The organism is Thermostilla marina, assembly GCF_054657455.1.
Genome location: NZ_BAAHYR010000001.1, coordinates 612,158 through 630,429, shown reverse-complemented (window position 1 = coordinate 630,429; position 18,272 = coordinate 612,158). Strand labels below are relative to the sequence as shown.

The 18,272-nt window shown below is 61.7% G+C and carries 16 protein-coding genes and 1 tRNA gene; 10 read left to right on the top strand and 7 right to left on the bottom strand.

All coding sequences use genetic code 11. The annotated features are described in order from the left end of the window. The first annotated feature begins 21 nt into the window (after window positions 1-21). The 6 genes from scpB (at window position 22) to ACYQ2I_RS02160 (ending at window position 5,026) form a co-directional block, all read left to right on the top strand. Window positions 22-792: an SMC-Scp complex subunit ScpB gene (scpB, locus tag ACYQ2I_RS02185; RefSeq protein ID WP_460165349.1), complete on the top strand. Its 771-nt coding sequence runs from the start codon at window positions 22-24 to the stop codon at window positions 790-792. Between the two features lie 326 nt (window positions 793-1,118). Next, window positions 1,119-1,811 carry a ribulose-phosphate 3-epimerase gene (rpe, locus tag ACYQ2I_RS02180; RefSeq protein WP_460165348.1) on the top strand — a complete coding sequence of 231 codons (693 nt, stop codon included), beginning with the start codon at window positions 1,119-1,121 and terminating at the stop codon, window positions 1,809-1,811. An 8-nt stretch (window positions 1,812-1,819) separates the two neighbouring features. Beyond that, on the top strand, window positions 1,820-2,440 hold the full coding sequence (locus tag ACYQ2I_RS02175) for a histidine phosphatase family protein (RefSeq protein WP_460165347.1): 621 nt from the start codon (window positions 1,820-1,822) through the stop codon (window positions 2,438-2,440). A 208-nt stretch (window positions 2,441-2,648) separates the two neighbouring features. After that, window positions 2,649-3,515: an acetyl-CoA carboxylase, carboxyltransferase subunit beta gene (gene accD, locus ACYQ2I_RS02170; protein ID WP_460165346.1), complete on the top strand. Its 867-nt coding sequence runs from the start codon at window positions 2,649-2,651 to the stop codon at window positions 3,513-3,515. Window positions 3,516-3,654: 139 nt separating this feature from the next. After that, window positions 3,655-4,554 carry a serine/threonine protein kinase gene (locus ACYQ2I_RS02165; protein WP_460165345.1) on the top strand — a complete coding sequence of 300 codons (900 nt, stop codon included), beginning with the start codon at window positions 3,655-3,657 and terminating at the stop codon, window positions 4,552-4,554. A 70-nt stretch (window positions 4,555-4,624) separates the two neighbouring features. Then, entirely contained in the window at window positions 4,625-5,026 is a 402-nt protein-coding gene (locus ACYQ2I_RS02160; protein WP_460165344.1) for a cupin domain-containing protein, read from the top strand. A 16-nt stretch (window positions 5,027-5,042) separates the two neighbouring features. Here ACYQ2I_RS02160 and ACYQ2I_RS02155 read toward each other — a convergent pair whose 3' ends face one another. After that, window positions 5,043-5,741: a 3-keto-disaccharide hydrolase gene (locus tag ACYQ2I_RS02155; protein ID WP_460165343.1), complete on the bottom strand. Its 699-nt coding sequence runs from the start codon at window positions 5,739-5,741 to the stop codon at window positions 5,043-5,045. Between the two features lie 169 nt (window positions 5,742-5,910). On the opposite strand from ACYQ2I_RS02155, the gene mnmA reads away from it, so the two are divergent. Next, a complete protein-coding gene (gene mnmA / locus ACYQ2I_RS02150; RefSeq protein ID WP_460165342.1) occupies window positions 5,911-7,008 on the top strand; it encodes a tRNA 2-thiouridine(34) synthase MnmA in 1,098 nt (365 codons plus the stop codon). A gap of 284 nt (window positions 7,009-7,292) precedes the next feature. Here the strand turns inward: mnmA and ACYQ2I_RS02145 are convergent, their stop codons facing one another. The 3 genes from ACYQ2I_RS02145 to ACYQ2I_RS02135 all read right to left on the bottom strand — a co-directional run bounded on the left by ACYQ2I_RS02145 (window position 7,293) and on the right by ACYQ2I_RS02135 (window position 10,254). Continuing rightward, window positions 7,293-7,715 (bottom strand): secondary thiamine-phosphate synthase enzyme YjbQ, encoded by a 423-nt coding sequence (locus ACYQ2I_RS02145; RefSeq protein WP_460165341.1) that lies wholly within the window; start codon window positions 7,713-7,715, stop codon window positions 7,293-7,295. A 130-nt stretch (window positions 7,716-7,845) separates the two neighbouring features. Further along, complete coding sequence (locus ACYQ2I_RS02140; protein ID WP_460165340.1) at window positions 7,846-9,060, bottom strand: GNAT family N-acetyltransferase; 1,215 nt, start codon at window positions 9,058-9,060, stop codon at window positions 7,846-7,848. A gap of 69 nt (window positions 9,061-9,129) precedes the next feature. Further along, window positions 9,130-10,254 (bottom strand): GNAT family protein, encoded by a 1,125-nt coding sequence (locus tag ACYQ2I_RS02135; protein WP_460165339.1) that lies wholly within the window; start codon window positions 10,252-10,254, stop codon window positions 9,130-9,132. Window positions 10,255-10,554: 300 nt separating this feature from the next. Between ACYQ2I_RS02135 and ACYQ2I_RS02130 the strand changes: the two genes are divergently transcribed. From ACYQ2I_RS02130 to ACYQ2I_RS02120, 3 genes are all read left to right on the top strand, one after another. Further along, the gene (locus ACYQ2I_RS02130; RefSeq protein WP_460165338.1) at window positions 10,555-12,597 is read left to right on the top strand and encodes a glycoside hydrolase family 127 protein; all 2,043 of its coding nucleotides are present in this window, start codon (window positions 10,555-10,557) and stop codon (window positions 12,595-12,597) included. A 121-nt stretch (window positions 12,598-12,718) separates the two neighbouring features. Continuing rightward, window positions 12,719-12,802, top strand: a tRNA-Leu gene (locus ACYQ2I_RS02125). A 444-nt stretch (window positions 12,803-13,246) separates the two neighbouring features. Further along, window positions 13,247-14,569: an MFS transporter gene (locus ACYQ2I_RS02120; RefSeq protein ID WP_460165337.1), complete on the top strand. Its 1,323-nt coding sequence runs from the start codon at window positions 13,247-13,249 to the stop codon at window positions 14,567-14,569. 47 nt (window positions 14,570-14,616) lie between these two features. Here the strand turns inward: ACYQ2I_RS02120 and ACYQ2I_RS02115 are convergent, their stop codons facing one another. From ACYQ2I_RS02115 to ACYQ2I_RS02105, 3 genes are all read right to left on the bottom strand, one after another. Then, window positions 14,617-15,576, bottom strand: coding sequence for a hypothetical protein (locus ACYQ2I_RS02115; protein ID WP_460165336.1), 960 nt, complete (start codon window positions 15,574-15,576; stop codon window positions 14,617-14,619). Window positions 15,577-15,620: 44 nt separating this feature from the next. Then, window positions 15,621-17,042 (bottom strand): anaerobic sulfatase maturase, encoded by a 1,422-nt coding sequence (locus ACYQ2I_RS02110; RefSeq protein WP_460165335.1) that lies wholly within the window; start codon window positions 17,040-17,042, stop codon window positions 15,621-15,623. Window positions 17,043-17,119: 77 nt separating this feature from the next. Then, window positions 17,120-18,148, bottom strand: a complete 1,029-nt coding sequence (locus ACYQ2I_RS02105; protein WP_460165334.1) for an aldo/keto reductase — start codon at window positions 18,146-18,148, stop codon at window positions 17,120-17,122. Window positions 18,149-18,272: the final 124 nt, after the last annotated feature.

Genomic DNA, 18,272 nt, shown 5'->3' with positions numbered 1-18,272 from the left:
TCTGGATTGCGCAGTCTACCGATGGCCGAGACGGAACCGACGCCCGAGATGCCGCCCCCCGAGGCGGTCTCGCTCGAAGCCTTGAGCGACGCGTTCGCCCAAGCCATGCGGCGCACGACGTCTGCGCCGGAAGTCTCCGGCGACGACGCCCCACATGAGGACCACGAGACGGAAGCGGTCGATCCGTCGCCTGCGACGTCGGAATCCACCGCCGGCCCGGAAGCCGCCACGGTCGCCATCTCACCGCTCAGCATTCTGGAAGCGATTCTGTTCGTGGGCAGTCCCGGTAACGAGCCGCTTTCGGCCCGAGAAGCCGCTGCCGTCATGCGCAACGTCGATCCGTCCGAGGTGGCCTCGCTGGTCGGCGAGCTCAATCGCCGTTACGCGGCCGACGGGTGTCCGTACCACATCGTGCACGACGGACGCGGCTACCGCATGACCCTGCGGGAAGAATTCGACGCAATTCGGCAACGTTTTTTCGGTAAGATTCGCGAAGCACGACTCACTCAGTCGGCCGTCGATACGCTGGCGATCGTCGCGTATCGCCAACCGATCACGGCCAAAGAGGTTTCCGAGTTGCGGGGCAAGCCGTCCGGCGGTATCCTCTCGCAGCTCGTGCGACGCAACCTGTTGACCGTCGAAAAGTCGGAACAACGCGGCCGCCCGGCAGTCTACCGAACGACAGATCGCTTTCTGGAACTGATGGGCATCGACAGCCTCGACGAGCTTCCCCAAATCGATTCCGACGAACCGGAATCCGACGATGTCGGACCGAAACAGGTCGAAACTTGAAGGGAATCTATTGTCGTAAGTGTCGTTTTAGAAGGGACTTGCGACCCAAAAAGGCAGGCTGGCAAAACCGCCTGATTCCAGCCGATGATGAGGCAAGATAGACCTGTCGCAAGGTAGCGGGAACGCCACCGTCGGGTAGGAATTCCCGCGCCGAACCGCGGCAACACCAGGGTTACCATACACCCCTTGAAAGAGGCGGCCACACTAGGATGAGCGATTGACTTATCGCCGCCTAGAGGATAGCAATGGATGGATCGTGATTGATCGACATCCCGTGCGGCCAAGGGGCAGTCTCGTCTAGAAACGGTTTTTCTCCGACACGTTCCATGAGTATCTCGCGGCTGTACGCCGACTACCAAGCCGGTTACTCGATGATCGGGCCGTCACTGCTGGCCGCCGATTTCCGCTACCTTGCGCGCGAAATCGAGCATCTCGAAGCGGCCGGGGCGCGGTTCCTGCACTTGGACATCATGGACGGTCACTTCGTCCCCAACATCAGCTTCGGGATTCCGATCGTCGAAGCGGTTCGGCGGGCGACCGAGTTGCCGTTGGACGTGCATCTGATGATTTCCGACCCGGATCGATACGTCGAAGCGTTCCGGAATGCCGGTGCCGACTACCTGACGATCCATATCGAGGCCGTTCCGGAACCGAGGCCCCTTTTGGAAAAGATTCGCAGCCTCGGGGCCGGGCCGGGGTTGTCGCTGAACCCGCCCACGCCGGCCGAGGCCGTGATCCCTTACCTCGACGCCTGCGATTTGGTACTAGCGATGAGTGTCATGCCGGGGTTCGGCGGCCAGTCGTTCCAGGAATCGGTCCTCGACAAGATTCGGCAACTGCGGCAGGCGGCCCCCACGGGCGTGATGATTTCGGTGGACGGCGGCGTCAACGGCACGACCATCGGACGTTGTGCCGCAGCGGGAGCCACAATGTTCATCGTCGGAACGGGACTGTTGGGGCACGACGATTACCCTTACCGGTTTCAAGAGCTCACCGACAAGGTTCGAGCTCGTACATAGGTGTCGCCATGGCTCGCTTGTGGATCATCCGACCGGGAGCTACCGACTACGAAGAACAGGGCCGTTTACGCGGCCGGCTCGACATTCCGCTGTCGGAAGGCGGACGCGCCGAGGTTCTCGCGATGCTCGAGCGGATGAAGCAGGAGTCTTCCGTGCCCAAGGCGCTGTACTATTCCCCGTGCCGCCCCGCGGTCGAGACGGCCGAATTGCTGGGCGAGGCCCTATCACTGAAACCGCGCGCCCTGCCCGCGTTGCAAAACTTCAATTACGGCCTGTGGCAGGGCATGCTGATCGACGAGGTGAAGACCAAGCAACCGAAAGTCTATCGGCAATGGCAGGATCAGCCGGAGATTACCTGCCCCCCCGAGGGGGAGATGCTCGACGACGCCCGAGGGAGGCTGCGCGAGGCGCTGGCCCGCATCGCCAAGAAACACCATCGCAATGACGACGACGTGGCCCTGATCGTGCCCGAGCCGCTCGCCACGCTCGTCCACCAAATGCTTGCCGGCGACGAATTGGGAGATCTGTGGAAATCGGAAACCCGGCACGGTAGTTACGAAATTCTCGACGTCCCCTTGGCGGCATTTCGGCCGAGTTCTTCCTTCTTTGCCGTATGGAGCTTCATGTAACCCCTCTTGGGTACACCAACCCCCTCTAGATGAATCGTTTTGAGGGGATTTTGTCCGACCAACGTAGCCGGATCGGCGAAGATTAGGTAAGAAAGAGGGTACGTGTCGAATTACAATAAGAACTTTCGGCAGCCTGCCGGTTGGGGCGGGCTGCGGAAAATCGCGCACACGACCATCCACCCCTCGGGCGGATGATGGGAGGATATCGATGGCCGATTCGGCGCCGAAGACCAAAAAAGATCAAGCCGAAAGCTGGCAGAACGTCGTCAAGCGTCCCAAACGCGGCGTGCCCGCGGGATTGTGGGTACGATGCCCCGGTTGTCGAGCGACCGTCTTTCGCAAGGACGTCGAGCGCCGATTGGGCGTCTGCCCGGAGTGTGATTATCACTGGTATATTTCCGCCCGCGAGCGGATTCGCCAGCTTCTCGACGAAGGCACGTTCGAGGAATGGGACGCCGACCTCGAACCGTGCGATCCGCTCAACTTCGTCGACAAGACACCGTACAAAGAACGGCTGATTCGGGAACAAAAGAAGACCGGGTTGCGCGATGCCGCGGTGACGGGTATGGGCATGATTCGCGCCCGGCGGGTCGCCTTCGGCGTGACCGATTCGGCCTTTTTGATGGGCAGCATGGGCTCGGTCGTGGGCGAAAAGCTCACGCGGCTGATCGAACGGGCGACGGAACAACGGTTGCCGCTGATCATCGTCTCCGGGTCCGGCGGCGGCGCCCGCATGCACGAAGGCATGTTTTCTCTCATGCAAATGGCCAAGGTCTCGGCGGCCTTGGGCCGGTTCGACAAAGCCGGCGGGTTGTTCATCTCGGTGTTGACCAACCCGACCATGGGCGGTGTGGCCGCCAGCTTCGCCTCGCTGGGCGATATCATCTTCGCCGAACCGAAGGCCCTGATCGGGTTCGCCGGACCGCGGACGATCAAGGCCACGATTCGGATCGAACTGCCCAAGGGATTCCAAACCAGCGAATTCCTGCTCGAGCACGGCTTCATCGACCGCATCGTGCGACGGCCCGACTTGAAGTCGGAGTTGGCCCGGGCGATCGACTACTGCGGCCGGTGACCGGCCCGCTGCGGGCGGCCCTTCCCTTTCCGCCGGTTGCCGCATGCGGTTCGATGCGCAGCATCGACGCCGACCGCGCCGAAACGCAAATTCGGAACAGAGGCTTCGACACGAATTATCCCGGGGCGACGGTTCATCGATGAGTCCACTGCGTTTTCTGAAGTCGCTTTTCGGCGGAAAGAAACAATCACCCGGTCGGGCCCGCAAACGGCTCGACGTGCAGGCCCGGTTTGAGATTCTGCGGCACGGCGTGGCCGGCACGATGTCGAAATTCTATGTCGCCCGCGATCGGGAACGCGGCGAAATCGTCGGCTTGAAGATTTGCGATCCCGAGAAGACCGCCGCCTTCGAAGCCCGATTCAAGGGACTGAACAAGCCCAGCGAGGGCGAAATCTCGATGATGTTCTATCATCCGTACATCGTGCAGACGTACGAGTACGGCCTGACCACCGAGAACGCGCCGTACCTGGTGATGGAATACTTGGCGGGCGGTCCGCTGCATGCGCACATCGTCGCCCAATCGGCGTTTCTCGACCAGATGATGCTGGCCTACATCCGCCAGGGGGCCGAGGCGCTGGCCGTCGTTCACGACGCGGGCTTCATCCACCGCGACGTGTGCCCGCGAAACTTCATGTTCACCCGCGATTACCGCGTCATGAAGCTCACCGACTTCGGCCTCACCGTGCCCGCCACCCCGCCGTTCATGCAGCCGGGCAACCGCACCGGTACGCCGAACTACATGGCCCCCGAACTCGTCCGGCGATACAAGACCGACCAACGGCTCGACGTGTTCGCCTTCGGCGTCTCGATGTACGAGATGCTGGCCGAGGGCGAACTCCCATGGGAGCGAGGAACGACCGGCATTGCGGCCCTGTCGCACGATCAACCGCCCGTCGATATCCGCCGACATCGCCCCCAAATCAACACCGAACTGGCCGAGGCGATCCACTGGTGCATCGAACCCGAATTGTCGAAACGCTGCCCGAACATGCGGGCGTTCCTCGACCGCATCGCCCACTTGCAGTCGCACGACGGGTGAACACACGGCCGCAATCGGCATTCGCGCGTAACGTGGGCGTTCAGCGTTCCTTCGGGCGAGGATACACGCCATGAAGCTGATCCATCGCACGGCAGGCGATCCCGATCGTACCGAGCGGCTCGGACCGTACGTCTTGGAATCGCTGATCGATCCCGACGAAGAGGGTGCAGGCACGTTCTACCGCGTGCAGATCGAACCGCACAGCAAGACGGCCGTCGGTTACCACAAGATCGCCGAAGAGTTTTACTACGTCCTCGACGGCGAGGGCACGGCGTGGATCGACGGACGCCCGATCGCTCTGGCGGCAGGCCATTTCCTGCGTCTGCCGCCGGGAACCACGCACGCCTTCGAAACGGGCGATTCGCCGTTGGTCATGCTCGACATTCACGTACCGGGATCGCGTCCCGATCGCGACGTGTACTTCGTCGATACACCGCCGGAAGGATTCTCGACAGGCGACGCCCCCGCGTGAGGCGCCGGCTTCCGCCCTATCGGCAGCGGCGTGAGACGACCCGTTTCATCTCCCGCACCGTGATGTTGCGGAACTCCACTTGGTGTCCGTGGTTCTGTACCGAGACGTAGCCCTCCAGCGGCTTTTGCGACAACTCGTCGATGTCGCTCTGGTCGATGGTATACAGTTCTTCGCCGTTGAGGACGACGCGCACGACCGGCCCCAGGCAAGCGATTTCGAGGACGTTCCATTCGCCGGTCGGCTTGATCGCGTTTTTCTTGGGGGCGATGTACCGATACAGCGATCCGCTCGAATGCACGTCGGGGTCCTTTCCCGAATCGTCGAGGATCTGGACCTCGTAACCCGAGACCGAAGGCCGGGTATCGGGATGCTTCGGATCGTATTTCGCCCCGCGGATACCTACCCCGCTGTTGCAGTTCTTCGAGAGCATGCGAAATTCGACGTGCAGCACGAAGTCGCGGAACTTCGTATCGTATCGCAGGAAGCCGAACCCATGACCGTCGCAGACGATCTTACCGTCTTCGACCCGCCAGACGGGCTTTTTCTGCCCGTCGACTTCGTATTCGCCTGCACCTTCGACGACCCATCCGTCGAGATCCTTGCCGTTGAAGATCGGCGTACCTTCGGCGGGCCCTTCGTAGCACTGGGCGAACGCCTTTTGGGAACCGCAGAGACCGGCCGCCAGGATCACCATCGTCGCAAGGATCGTCCTCATTGTCGCCTCCTCGAATGTCGAGCAATTGTCTCAGGTACGTCGCAGAAGGCCGCTTTCTCCCGATCACCGAAAGCGAAACGGCCCGAAGGCCCATCATAATTCGCCGCCCGATGGCGTACAATTTGCAAAAAGGATGCGTGTCGGCGTGTAACGATCGAGAAAGGATCCCATGGCGCGTGTCGTATTGGCGATGTCCGGCGGAGTCGACAGCAGCACGGCCGCCGGTCTGCTCTTGGAGGCCGGTCACGAGGTCGTCGGCTTGTTCATGCGCCACGGGATCGAAAGCCCTTGTCGGATCCCCGATGAGGGCACGCTTCCGATTGCAAAGAAACAAGGGTGTTGCAGTGCCGCCGACGCCGCCGATGCCCGCGCCGTCGCCCAGCGATTGGGAATCCCCTTTTACGCATTGAACTTCGAGGAGGAGTTCGGCTCGATCGTCGACTACTTCGTCGATACTTACCTGGCCGGACGCACGCCGAACCCGTGCATCGTGTGCAACAACGACCTGAAGTTCGGCAAACTGTTCGAATACGCCGATTCGATCGACGCCGAGTACGTCGCCACCGGCCATTACGCGAGGATCGTTTCCGAGCACGGCGAACCCGCTTTGTGTCGCGGGCGCGACGCGGCCAAAGATCAATCGTACGTCCTCTTCGGCATTCGGCGCGATCGTCTGTCGCGGATCATGCTGCCGGTCGGCGAGTACACGAAATCCGAGATCCGGGCTCGTGCCGAACGATTGGGCCTGCGGGTAGCCGACAAACCCGACAGCCAAGAGATTTGCTTCGTACCCGACCAAGACCACGCCCGCGTTATCCGCGAGGCACGCCCCGACGCCGACACGGCCGGAGAAATCGTCACGACCACCGGCGAAGTGGTGGGCACACACGACGGCTACGAGCGATTCACGATCGGCCAGCGCAAGGGGCTGGGAATCGCCTTCGGGGAACCGCGCTACGTCGTGCGTATCGAACCGCACTCGCGGCGCGTGGTGGTCGGCACGCGTGAGGAACTCGCCTGCCGCGGCCTGATCGCAACACATGCCAACTGGCTGATCGACCCGCCTGCCGAACCGATCGCGTGCGAGGTGAAAATCCGCTACCGTAGCCGCGCCGTTCCCGCGACCGTCGAACCGCTGGGCAACGGACGCTTTCGCGTGCAGTTCGCCGAACCGTGTCACGGGGTCGCACCCGGCCAAGCCGCCGTCTGCTATCGCGGCGAACGTGTCTTGGGCGGCGGCTGGATCGACACGACCGAGCCGGCGTGACGCCTTCTACGCCCCGCGGTCGAACGTGTGAGGCTCGCGCGAAAACTCGCAAGACGGCCGCGCCCGTGAAACGGCCCCATTGAAGCACAAGCCCACCGGCAAATCCGGCTCGACCTCGCGGAAACCGGCGGCAAGCCTGCCCGCGGCGGTTGTACTCGGGCTTGCGTAAAAGAGGGATGGTACCGTCGCGTGGAAAAAGCCTCGGTTCACGTCGTGTGCCTTGCCGGGCGTTCGCAAATCGCGGACCGAGAATCGGCTGCGCAGCGTGCGTTTTTCGGTCCCGGTCATTCGCCGATGATCTTGACCAGCACCCGCTTGGGCCTGCGACCGTCGAACTCACCATAGAAGATTTGCTCCCAAGGGCCGAAGTCGAGTTTGCCCTCGGTCACGGCGACGACGACTTCCCGGCCCATGATTTGGCGCTTGTGGTGCGCGTCGCCGTTGTCTTCGCCGGTGCGGTTGTGACGATAGGCCGTCGGTGAAGGATCGAACGGGGCCAGTTTTTCGAGCCATTGCTTGTAATCTTCGTGCAGGCCGGATTCGTCGTCGTTGATGAACACGCTGGCGGTGATATGCATGGCATTGACCAGGCACAGGCCTTCCTGGATTCCGCTTTTTTCGACGGCGGCCTCGATTTGCGGGGTGATGTTGATGAAGTCCATCCGCTTGGGCACGTTGAAGGTCAAGTATTCGGTGTACGATTTCATGGCGACTCCTACACGAATCGAAAGAGATACGATCTCACGAGGCGATGCCGCGGCCCGAACGCCCTCGCTTCGGCACGCGATACCGCGCAGGCACACGTTCGAGGCGATCCGTTCGACGCGGGCGCGCGGATCACCCGATTCTACGCGAATAGATGCGGTACGTCTTGTACCGCTTGCCGCCGACGTGTTCGATCGTGTGGTTGACCGCGTGGTTGTCTTCGAGCGTCCAGCTCAGTTCGGCGGCCGTGTATCGCTTTACGTCGCGACCGTAGAGAATCGATTTGAGGATCAGCAATTCGGCGACGCCGCGTCGCCGATGGTTTTCGACTACGCCCAGTACCATCATGCGGGCGGTTTCGACCCGCCGCAAGCGTGCCAAGAACCGGATCAACCCCGTCGGGATGCCGCACCAGGTCAGGCGCCCGTTGAGCGGACGAATCGCCTCGTTCAAATCGGGCACGGTGATGGAGAAACCGATCGGCTCGCCGTCCTTTTCGGCGATCAAGACCAGGTTCGGATCGGCGAATTGCGCCAGCCGCTTGCCGAAGTAACGGAACTCGGCGTCGGTCAGTTCCACGAAGCCCCATTGGTCGTTGCGCGTGGCGGCATAGATGCGACGGCAACGATCGACGTCGGCCTCGAAGTCTTTCATGTTGAAGGGGCGGATCGTGACGCCGCGGCGAGAGACGAGCCGTTCGACGCGTTCCATCCAACGAGGAAGCTCGTCCGTCTCTTTGACGAACCACCAGGCGTACAGGTCTTTCGCCTTGCGCAGTCCCCAGTTTTCGAGCAACTCGGCATAGTACGGCGGATTGTGGTTCATCATCACCCGCGGCGGATGATTGAATCCTTCGATCAACAGCCCGCACGGATAGTTGATCGAATAGTCGATCGGCCCCATGATCTCGTCGCGTCCGCGACGGCGGAGCCAGTCGGCTGCCGTGTTCAACAAAGCATCGGCCACGCGCTGATCGCGGAGACTCTCGAACATGCCGAAGCAGCCGAGGTTCTTTCCGTGCTTTTCATTGAAGCGAGGATCGTCGCTGACCAAGATGCGTCCCACGGGCTGATCGCCGCGCAACGCTAAAAAAGCCTGCGCCGAACCATGCTTGTAGAAAGGATGCCGCTTGGGATCGAGAAACTCTTTGACGTCGACCAGCAGCGGCGGCACCCAGTACGGATCGTTGCAATAGATCGTCCAGGGAAAGCAAATGAATTTCTTCAGATCGCCGCGGCCGTCAACCGGTCGCACGACGACCGGCTCGTTCGACTCGGCAAGACGTTCAGCCTCTCCGCCGCAGGCGGGTCGAAGGCCGAAGATGCTCGACAAACGAGGCAGCGTCATACCGGGATCCGATGTCGCGTTCGGCAAGTACCCATTACGAATTATATCATACCCCCAAGGTCTGGCCGCCTATCGTCGGTAGTCATACAGCCGATACGTCTTTGTTCGCTTTGCCCCACCTTTTTCGAGGCTTCCGCGCGACAGGGAATTCGATTCCAACACCCAGGAAAACTCGGCCTCTTGGATTCCCCACTCCATGGCCTTGGGGACCAGGGCATCGAGCAGAACCAGGCTCAGGCCCATCAACTGGTATTCCGGCAAGACGTTCGTACTGATCACCCGGATCTTTTTGATCGCGTGCTTTTTCCACAACAGCCGCAAGAAGCCGAACGGAAACAGGCGACCGTCGATTTGCCGAATGCGAGGATTGTAGTCCGGCAAGCCGAACACGGCCCCGACGGTCTTTCCGTCGACTTCCAACCCGACGGCCAGCTCGGGCACCATCAGGTACCGCAGCCCCTTGGCCATGTGTTTGACTTCGTCTTCCGACATGGGAACGAAGCCCCAGGTGTTCGTCAGGCTTCGGTTGTAGATCGAAAGAAACAGCTCGACATCGGCCAGAAAGTTTTTCTTGTCCAGCGGTCGGGTCGAGGCCCCGAACCGCTCGCGGATCTTGTCGGCAATGGGTTTGAGCTTGCTTCGAATCTCGGGCAACATGCCGACTTCGCCCCAAAAGGCGTACAAATCCTGAACTTTGCGAAACCCGTACGATTCGATCAGCCGCGGATAATACGGAGGATTGTACGTCATCATGAACGTCGGCGGACTGTCGAACCCCTCGATAAGGGTACCGAGTTCGTAGTTCAGGCTGGGGTTGGTCGGGCCGCGCATCGTTTCAATGCCGCGCTCGGCGAGCCAGTCATAGGCGGCATCGAACAGGGCATGGGCGACTTCGGGATCGTCGTAGCACTCGAAGAACCCAAAGAACCCGACCGAGTCGTCGTAGCGTTCGAGGTGGCCGCGGTTCAAAATAGCGGCGATGCGTCCCCGGACGGCGCCGTCGCGAAAGGCGAGAAAGGTTTGAACCTCGTTGCGTTTGTAGAAGGGATGCGGCTTGTAGCCGACGAGTTCCTGTTGGTTCCGCCGTAGCGGGGGAATCCAGTTCGGATCGCCTCGGTACAGCTCCCAGGGGAAGTTGAGAAACAGCTTTTGCTCTCGTTTTCCCGCGACCGGTTTGACGAGGACGTTTCCCATGATCGTCGACGTACTTCCAAGCTGAGGAATCGAACTAGACCGTAACGGATGGAAAACCGGCGGCCCCCGCGTCGGATTTCTTGCCGTCGAGCAACTTCATAGAATATCACACGCGCCGGGGGGTGTCGCCCCCAGGGCGAAAACGCACATGCGGTGCGGCGTCGAGTCACGTCGGCGCTCGGGTCACCAGATCCCCTGAAGCCCGCCACCCGAAAAGTTTTCCCGTGCGATTGCGTTTATGTATTACAATATTATAATTATGGCTGTCCGAGGATCGAACCGCTTCGTACGAGGAGCCGAATGATGAATGCCCGCTCGTTCTATGTGCTGGTCGCCTTGATGTTCGTTTCGGCGGGACGTCTCGCGATTGCCGAGCCGCCTGCCGTGCGCGTTCCGCCGCACGCGATCATGACGACCGTCGACGCCGACGATGTCGAATGGACCGACGGCTTTTGGGGCGACTACTATCGTCGCAATCTCCAAGTCACGGTTCCCCATGTGTGGAAGGTGTGCCAACTGCCCGACAACGCGGCCACGTTTCATGACTTGCGGATGGCTGCCGGGCTGGCCCCCAAAGGCCCGCCGGGCGGCGTGAAGTGGAGCGACGGCGACTGCCACAAGCTGGTCGAGACGATGGCCTACTATTACGCCGTGACGGGCGATTCGCAGCTCGAACGCTGGATGGACGAGGCGGTCGACATCATCGCGAAGGCCCAAGAGCCCGACGGGTATCTGTCGACGTGGGTTCAACTGTCGGGCGAGCCTCGCTGGAACGAGATTCACAATCACGAGCTGTACAACATGGGGCATTTCATGACGGCCGCGGCCGTCCATTACCGGATGACCGGAAAACGAACGTATCTCGACGCCGCCCGCCGGTGCGCCGACTACCTGTACGAGACCTTCTCACCTCGGCCGAAGGAACTGGCCCATTTCGGTTTCAATCCGTCGAACATCATGGGAGCGGTCGATCTGTATCGCGTGACCGGTGAGCCGAAATATCTGAAGCTGGCCGATATCTTCGTGTCGATGCGCGGTTCGGCACCCGGCGGCACAAACCAGAACCAGGACCTCGTGCCGCTTCGACAGGAACAAGAGGCCGTGGGGCACTGCGTGACGGCCACGTATTTGTACTGCGGTGCCGCCGACGTCGTCGCCGAGACCGGCGACACGAAACTGTTCGACGCCTTACGGCGCCTTTGGGTCGACGTGACCACCTCGAAGATGTACATCACCGGCGGAACGGCGGCCCTCCACCACGGAGTCGCCTACCGCCGCACGCTGCGTCCGTGGCCGAAGGATCCGGTCCACGAAGCCTTCGGCATGGAGTATCAACTGCCCAATCGCACGGCTTACAACGAAACGTGTGCGAACATCGGCGTGGCCATGTGGGGGCGTCGCATGTTCACCCTGACCGGCGACGCAGAGTATTTCGACACGGCCGAGCGTGCGCTGTACAACAGTGTACTTTCTGCGGTGTCGCTCGAAGGAACCCATTTCTTCTACACGAATCCCCTGCGACGTTGCGGCGACGAAGTGCGCCTGCTGAGCAACGACACCTACGAACGCTGGGCCGACACGACGGATGCCTCGCCGTTGAATTGCTTCTGCTGCCCGCCGAACCTTACCCGTACGATCGCCAAGCTGTACCAGTGGGCTTACGACATCGGCGACGACACTGTTTGGGTAAACCTGTACGGGGGCAACGTGCTGGATACCACGCTGCCCGACGGCGACGCGATTCGACTCGTGCAGAAGTCGAACTATCCCTGGGACGGTCGTGTATCGCTGACGATCGACAAGGCGCCGGCCCGACCGATCGCCTTGCGGTTGCGGATTCCCGGCTGGCTGGCCGATGTCTCGTCGGTACCGACGTTGCAGCTCAACGGCAAGCCTGTGGATGTCGCCCTGAAACCCGGCTCGTATGTGGAACTAAAACGCACCTGGTCGCCCGGCGATCACGTGGAACTCGCCCTGCCCATGGAGCCGGTATTGATTGCGGCGAATCCGTTGATCGATGAAACTCGCGGACAGGTCGCCGTGATGCGCGGGCCGGTGGTGTATTGCCTGGAATCGCCCGACCTGCCCGAGGACGTTTTCATCGACGACGTGTGGCTCGATACCGAGTCGCCCATCACGCCGCGGCTCGGTGAAGGATTGTTTGCCGGAATGATCGTGCTCCACGCAAAAGGCTGGGAGATCGAATCGGGCGATTGGCAAGGAAGCCTGTACCGCCGCTGGAGCCCGGCGCACGCTCGGCCGATCGACCTGACGCTGATTCCGTATTTCGCCTGGGCGAACCGCGGCAAATCCCGGATGACGGTGTGGTTGCCCGCCCGATGAGCGGTGTGAGGCGGGCCGTCGAGGCCAAGCCCCTCCGGTGACCGTCGGGCGCCTTGACGCCCCCACCGGTGACGGTAAATTAGGATTAGGGGGTCGAAGCAGGCCCCCGACCAAACGGTCTGCGGGAATGGCGGAATTGGCAGACGCGCTAGGTTGAGGGCCTAGTGGGCTTCGGCCCGTGGAGGTTCAAATCCTCTTTCCCGCACTCGGCAAACGCCCTCGGACGATTTCCGTTCGGGGGCGTTTTTGCGTTTGTCTGTTACGAAGCGAGAAACCTACGCTGCCGCAACCGATCTTTACCGTCCTTCTCCAGCCGGCATCGCTTCGCGGGAAGCACCGAATCGCGGCCTGGTAGCGCGGAGCAAGCACGAGCCCCGGCCCCACAATCACGATACCGTCGAGGACGGCGCCATCCCCCAACTTCCCCAATTGCCACAGCCTGCCGATGTGCTTTCAATCGTTCGTCCGCAAGGATAACCACACAACCGATTGCACCTTTGGGCCGGCAAACGTACGTTTATGAGAAGCGTGGAGCTGCTTCCGCTGCCGATTGCCAAGGCGGCGGAAATCCATTTTGCCGTTCTTTTCAGATTTTTGCCGATGGCAGAAAAGCCGAAAGCCCCTCGACGCATTCCGAATTACTGCCGTTGTGTCCGATTCGAACAAGTCCCTGTCTCTCGTCGAGCGTTTCTACGACTTCCTCATCGAGGATAGCGGCGGCCGCGTGTGCAAGGACATTCCCGCCAAGGCGTGCCGTCACGTGCCGCGGAACTTTTTCTTGATCGGTTTTGCGCAGATTCTCACGCGACTTGCCGACGAACTGGCGAACGCGAAGACCGTGTTGCCGTGGCTGCTGAGCACACTCGGGGCGTCAGGGGGCTGGATCGGCATGCTCGTGCCGGTTCGGGAATCGATGTCGATGCTCCCGCAACTGATGATCGCCGATTTCGTGGGGCGCACTTCCTACCGGAAGCGTGCCTGGATCGTCGGCGCAGCGGCGCAGGCCGCGGCACTGATCGTCATGGCGATTGCGGCGATGGTCACGTCGGGGGCCGTCGCCGGGGCCGCCGTGTTGGGGGCGTTGTTCGTGTTCAGTACGGCACGAGGCGTCTGCTCGGTGGCCTCGAAAGACATCGTCGGACGCACGATTCCGAAGACTCGCCGCGGACGGTTGAACGGATACACGGTCGCAAGCGCCGGGGTGCTGGCATTGGCCGTCGGCTCGTACCTGACGGCCTTCGTGCGGCAGGAATCGTCGCCTGCGTTGTTTGCGATCTTGTTGGGAACAGGGGCGGTCTTGTGGGGCACGGCCTGCTTGTTGATGGGACAGGTGCGCGAACCTCCGGCAGAAACGACGCACGGGCAGGGAACCTTGCGGGCGGTCGCCCGGCGGCTCGTGTTATTGAAAGAAGATCCGCGGTTTCGCGTATTCATTCTCGTGCGGGCGCTGTTCGTATCGACGGCCTTGGCCGGGCCTTATTACGTGCTGATCGCCCGCGAATCGAAAGCGAGCGGTTCGCTGGGGGCTTTCATCGTCGCGGCCGGGTTGGCATCGGCCGTCAGTAGTGCATTTTGGGGCCGCTTCGCCGATGTCTCCAGCCGAAAGGTCATGATGCTGGCCGGGGCGACTGCGGCGGTGTTGGGCTTTGTGTTCGTGTGGGCAACTTCGGTCGAGGCATTGTCGCCGTATCTGGGGTATCTTGCTCCCGCGGCCTTCTTCATCTTGGCGATTGCCCACAGCGGCATGCGGATCGGACGAAAAACCTATGTGATCGACTTGGCCACCCGCGAAACGCGCATCGACTACGTGGCCGTAGCGAACACGCTCATCGGGGTGATCGTTCTCGCCGGTGGGCTTTTCGGACTGCTGACACCCCTCATTGGTCCCGAGGGTATGTTGCTGCTGTTTTCCGGCTTGAGTGCAACAGGGGTGTTGCTGGCGTTTCGGATGCCCGAGACGGAACGCGACTGAGCGCCGCACGCCGAAGCTACGGCACATTCTTGTCCAACGACACGATCTCAGCGCATCAAGTACAAGAACCGGTCCAGGGCTTGCGGGCGTTTGTTCGGCGGAAGGTAGGGCCACAGGCTGAAGAAGCCATACAGCGTCTTGAGTCGGTGTGTCAACCAGCCGGAAAATTGCGTCGAATTGCGACTCTGCGCATCGCTCCAATAGGCGGCGGTCCGAGGATCGTGTTCCGCCTTTTCGAGCGGCCCCAGCTCGTCCTCGAGGTTCGGCAACGCCAGCCAGATGCGCAATTGCGTCCACCAGGCGGGTAGGGCTTTGCGGGCGGTCGTACGATAACCACGAATCGCCAATTCGTGAATACCGGCCGCGTGATTGATGATGTGGAACAGGCCGCCGACGCCTTGTCGACGCGAGCCGCCTTCGGTGATCAACCGGTCGGTGAGTCGGGCGACCATGACCTCGATGTCGTCGGAAGGCGCAACGCCGTCGTTCGGGTCGAGAGGAACGGCATCGGCCGAGCACCAACCCCGATCTTTGCCCAAATAGGCGCGGCCGGGTCCGGCATTGTCGAACAAATGGAGCAACCGTTCCAATCCTTCGATTGCCCATTCGGTCGCTGTTTGCGGATGGTCCCGCATCGCCCGCACCGCGAGGCTCGCGAAGATGACGTTGTGCCCCGATTGCCGCAGCTTCGCCAGGCTCGGTTGCAAGGCGTGGTCGAGCCGGTCGGCGGCACGATCGACGGGAGGCGAATCCGGCGGCGGAGCAAAGAGTTCGCGAATCGTGATTCCCTTTGCTTGCGGGTTGAACCAAACCGTTTCTTCCCCCGCGATGATGCGATCCATCTCGCGCCGGACGGCATCCAGCACGGCCGGGTCGAGGTCGGGGTGATCTTCCGCGAAGAAGTAACCGGCCAAAACAGCGGCGCCCAGATGTCCGGCCATGGAACCCGCGCGATGGGCGCGAGCGAGGGCCGCGAGCCCTCGCGACAAATAGTGAAAGTCGATCATAGGACACCTGCCTTCGACAAGAGGGACACGTTTGCGCCCGCCTGTCATGATGGTCGCCGCGGACGCTTGCCGCAACAATGTTTGTATTTTTTCCCTGATCCGCAGGGACAGGGTGCGTTGCGGGCGGGGACGGCACCATCGCCCGGTTGCGAACGATCGTTGCGTAGAGATCGTAATACCGAGTCGGCCGGTTGCCCGCTGCGGATCGCCTCGGCCATCCGGCGGAACATCGGCGCCGTGTGCCGGAAAAACGAACGGTAGCCTTCGCACAAGTAATTCAGGCCGCCCTCCCCTTCGGCGGTGCAGACGATGCGGTCCTTGGGACAGCCGCCGCGACAAAGGTGAAGTACGTCGCAAGTGCGACATCGCCCGGGCAGAGTCGTCCGCTTGGCTCGCCCGAACCGATATTGGGCCGGGCTGTTTGCCATTTCGCGCAGGGGCGTGTCGTGGATATTGCCCAGCCGATGTTCTTGGTCGACAAAATGGTCGCACGAATACAAATCGCCGTTGTGTTCGAGCGCCAAGGCGCGGCCGCACTCGGGCGAATACACGCACAAATCGGCCCCTCGCCCGACCCAAGTGCTTAGAGCCTGGTCGAAGTCGCGGACAAAAACGCGGCCCACGTCACGATCGGCAAGCCACTGCTCGAATACATCGATCAGGAATCGGCCGTATTGTTCGGGGGTGACGCTGAAATCGAGCACCGGGCAGCCGTCGATGTGTTCGGCGGCCTCCGGCAAACGATCGATGTCGAGTTCGCTCGTCGGTGCGAAGCGGCGGACGGTCGCGGCCGCCGCGGCCGTCGGCACGACGATCGGAATGAACTGAATGTGCCGAACGCCGCGACCTCGCAAAAAGCGGTACACCTCGCGTCCGCGCTCGGCGTTTGCCCGGTGAACGCACACCAGCGCGTTGAACGGCGTCTTGTGCAAACGCAGTCGGTCCAAGGCGGCGTCCACCTGTGCGAACGTGCCTTCGCCCCGCAGGTTCACTCGAAACGCATCGTGCATTTCGGGCGGTCCGTCGATCGAAAGGCCGACCAAGAAGCCGTTCTCGCCGAGAAAACGGCACCATGCGTCGTCGAGCAAGAGCCCGTTGGTTTGCAGGGTGTTGTGCACCCTCATCGAAGCCGGAACGTACTTCTTTTGCAGTTCGACGGCCAGGCGGAAGAAGTCCAAGCCCATCAGGGTCGGCTCGCCGCCTTGAAAAGCGAACGTGATTTCGCGGACACGCGGGGGCTGAGCCGTCACGTACTGCCGGATGAAAGCCTCGAGCGTCTCGGGCGACATCCGCCACGACGATTCGTCGGGATAGAGCGACTCCTTTTCGAGATAAAAGCAATAGCGGCAGCGCAGGTTGCAACGCGGGCCGATCGGTTTGCACAACACGTGCAGGCCGCGCTGTCGCCATAAGGCGAGGTCGCGTGCGAAGGCCGCATCGCGGTCGGAGGCAGGCAAGGAATCCATGACGCACCATCGGACATAAGCAACGGCCGACCTTCACGTTGCGGTCGTCGTGGGCGGGTGAGCGGCGGGGGCCCGGCTCATGCCTTTTCCGTCACCGGCCCGAAGTGCGGTCCCCAGCTCTCGGCGATCGACTTGCCCAGGGCGAGCAGGCGTTCGCGTTCCGCCGGTTCCAGCGGCCGGAAACGGCGGACGATTTCGACGTCCGTCTTGAGTTGGGCGATGCTGTTGATGCCGATGTTCGCGGTGGCGACGCCTTCGATGCTCAACGCATAGCGGAAGGCCGACTCGACCAGCTCGGCATCCAGTTCGCCCACCGATTCGGGGTTACGGTAACTGCCGGCACTTCGACGGGCGCCGCCGAGCGTCTTCATGGCGACGATACCCACGTTGTGCTTCCGCGCCAATGGAAGAACTTTTTGTTCGAAGCCGTACGTGTGGTAGTCGGCGAAGTTCAGGGCGACCAGCAGCACATCGACCTCACCGGTTTCGAGGAAGCGAGGAAAGCGGTCGGGCAAGTTGTGTCCCGAGATGCCCACGTACCGGCACTTGCCCGCCTTCTTCTGCTTGAGCAGCCACGTGAACACGCCGTCTTCATCGAGGGCGTGTTCGACCTTGCGATTGCCCACGCTGTGGTAATACAAGAGATCGATGTAATCGGTTTGCAGCAACTTCAGCGAGCGGGCGAGGGAGCGTTCGGCTTCGTCGACGGTGTCGGCGGGAACCTTGGTGGCCAGGAAGATCTTTTCGCGCAGCGATTTGTCGCGCGTGGCCAGGCCGACGCCTTCTTCCGCCTTTTGATAGGCCGGTGCGGTATCGACGGAATTGATTCCCAGATCGACGGCCGCCCGCACGATGTCGGCGATCTGCTCGAACGTGACCCCTTCGGCGTTGCCGCAAGGCGCCGTACCGAGGGTCATCAACGAGACCTTTTCGCCGGTTCGACCAAGTGTCCGAGTGGGAAGCGGTTCGGCCGATTCGACGACCGGTGCGGCATCATCGGCCGAGGTGGTTCGCGTGGCCAGCGCCGGCAGCAGCATTCCGCCGCCGAGCAGTCCGGCTTGAGTCACGAAACGTCGCCGGGAAACAAAATTGCGTTGTTCGCTCATGATTTCCTCGTTGCATGGGGCAAAAGGGCGGAAAGGGAAATCCGGGACCGATCCCGTCGCACTCGATTCGTTTCAGGAGGCTCGTCTGCCGTTGTCGCGACGGATAATGACATTGTGGACAGTA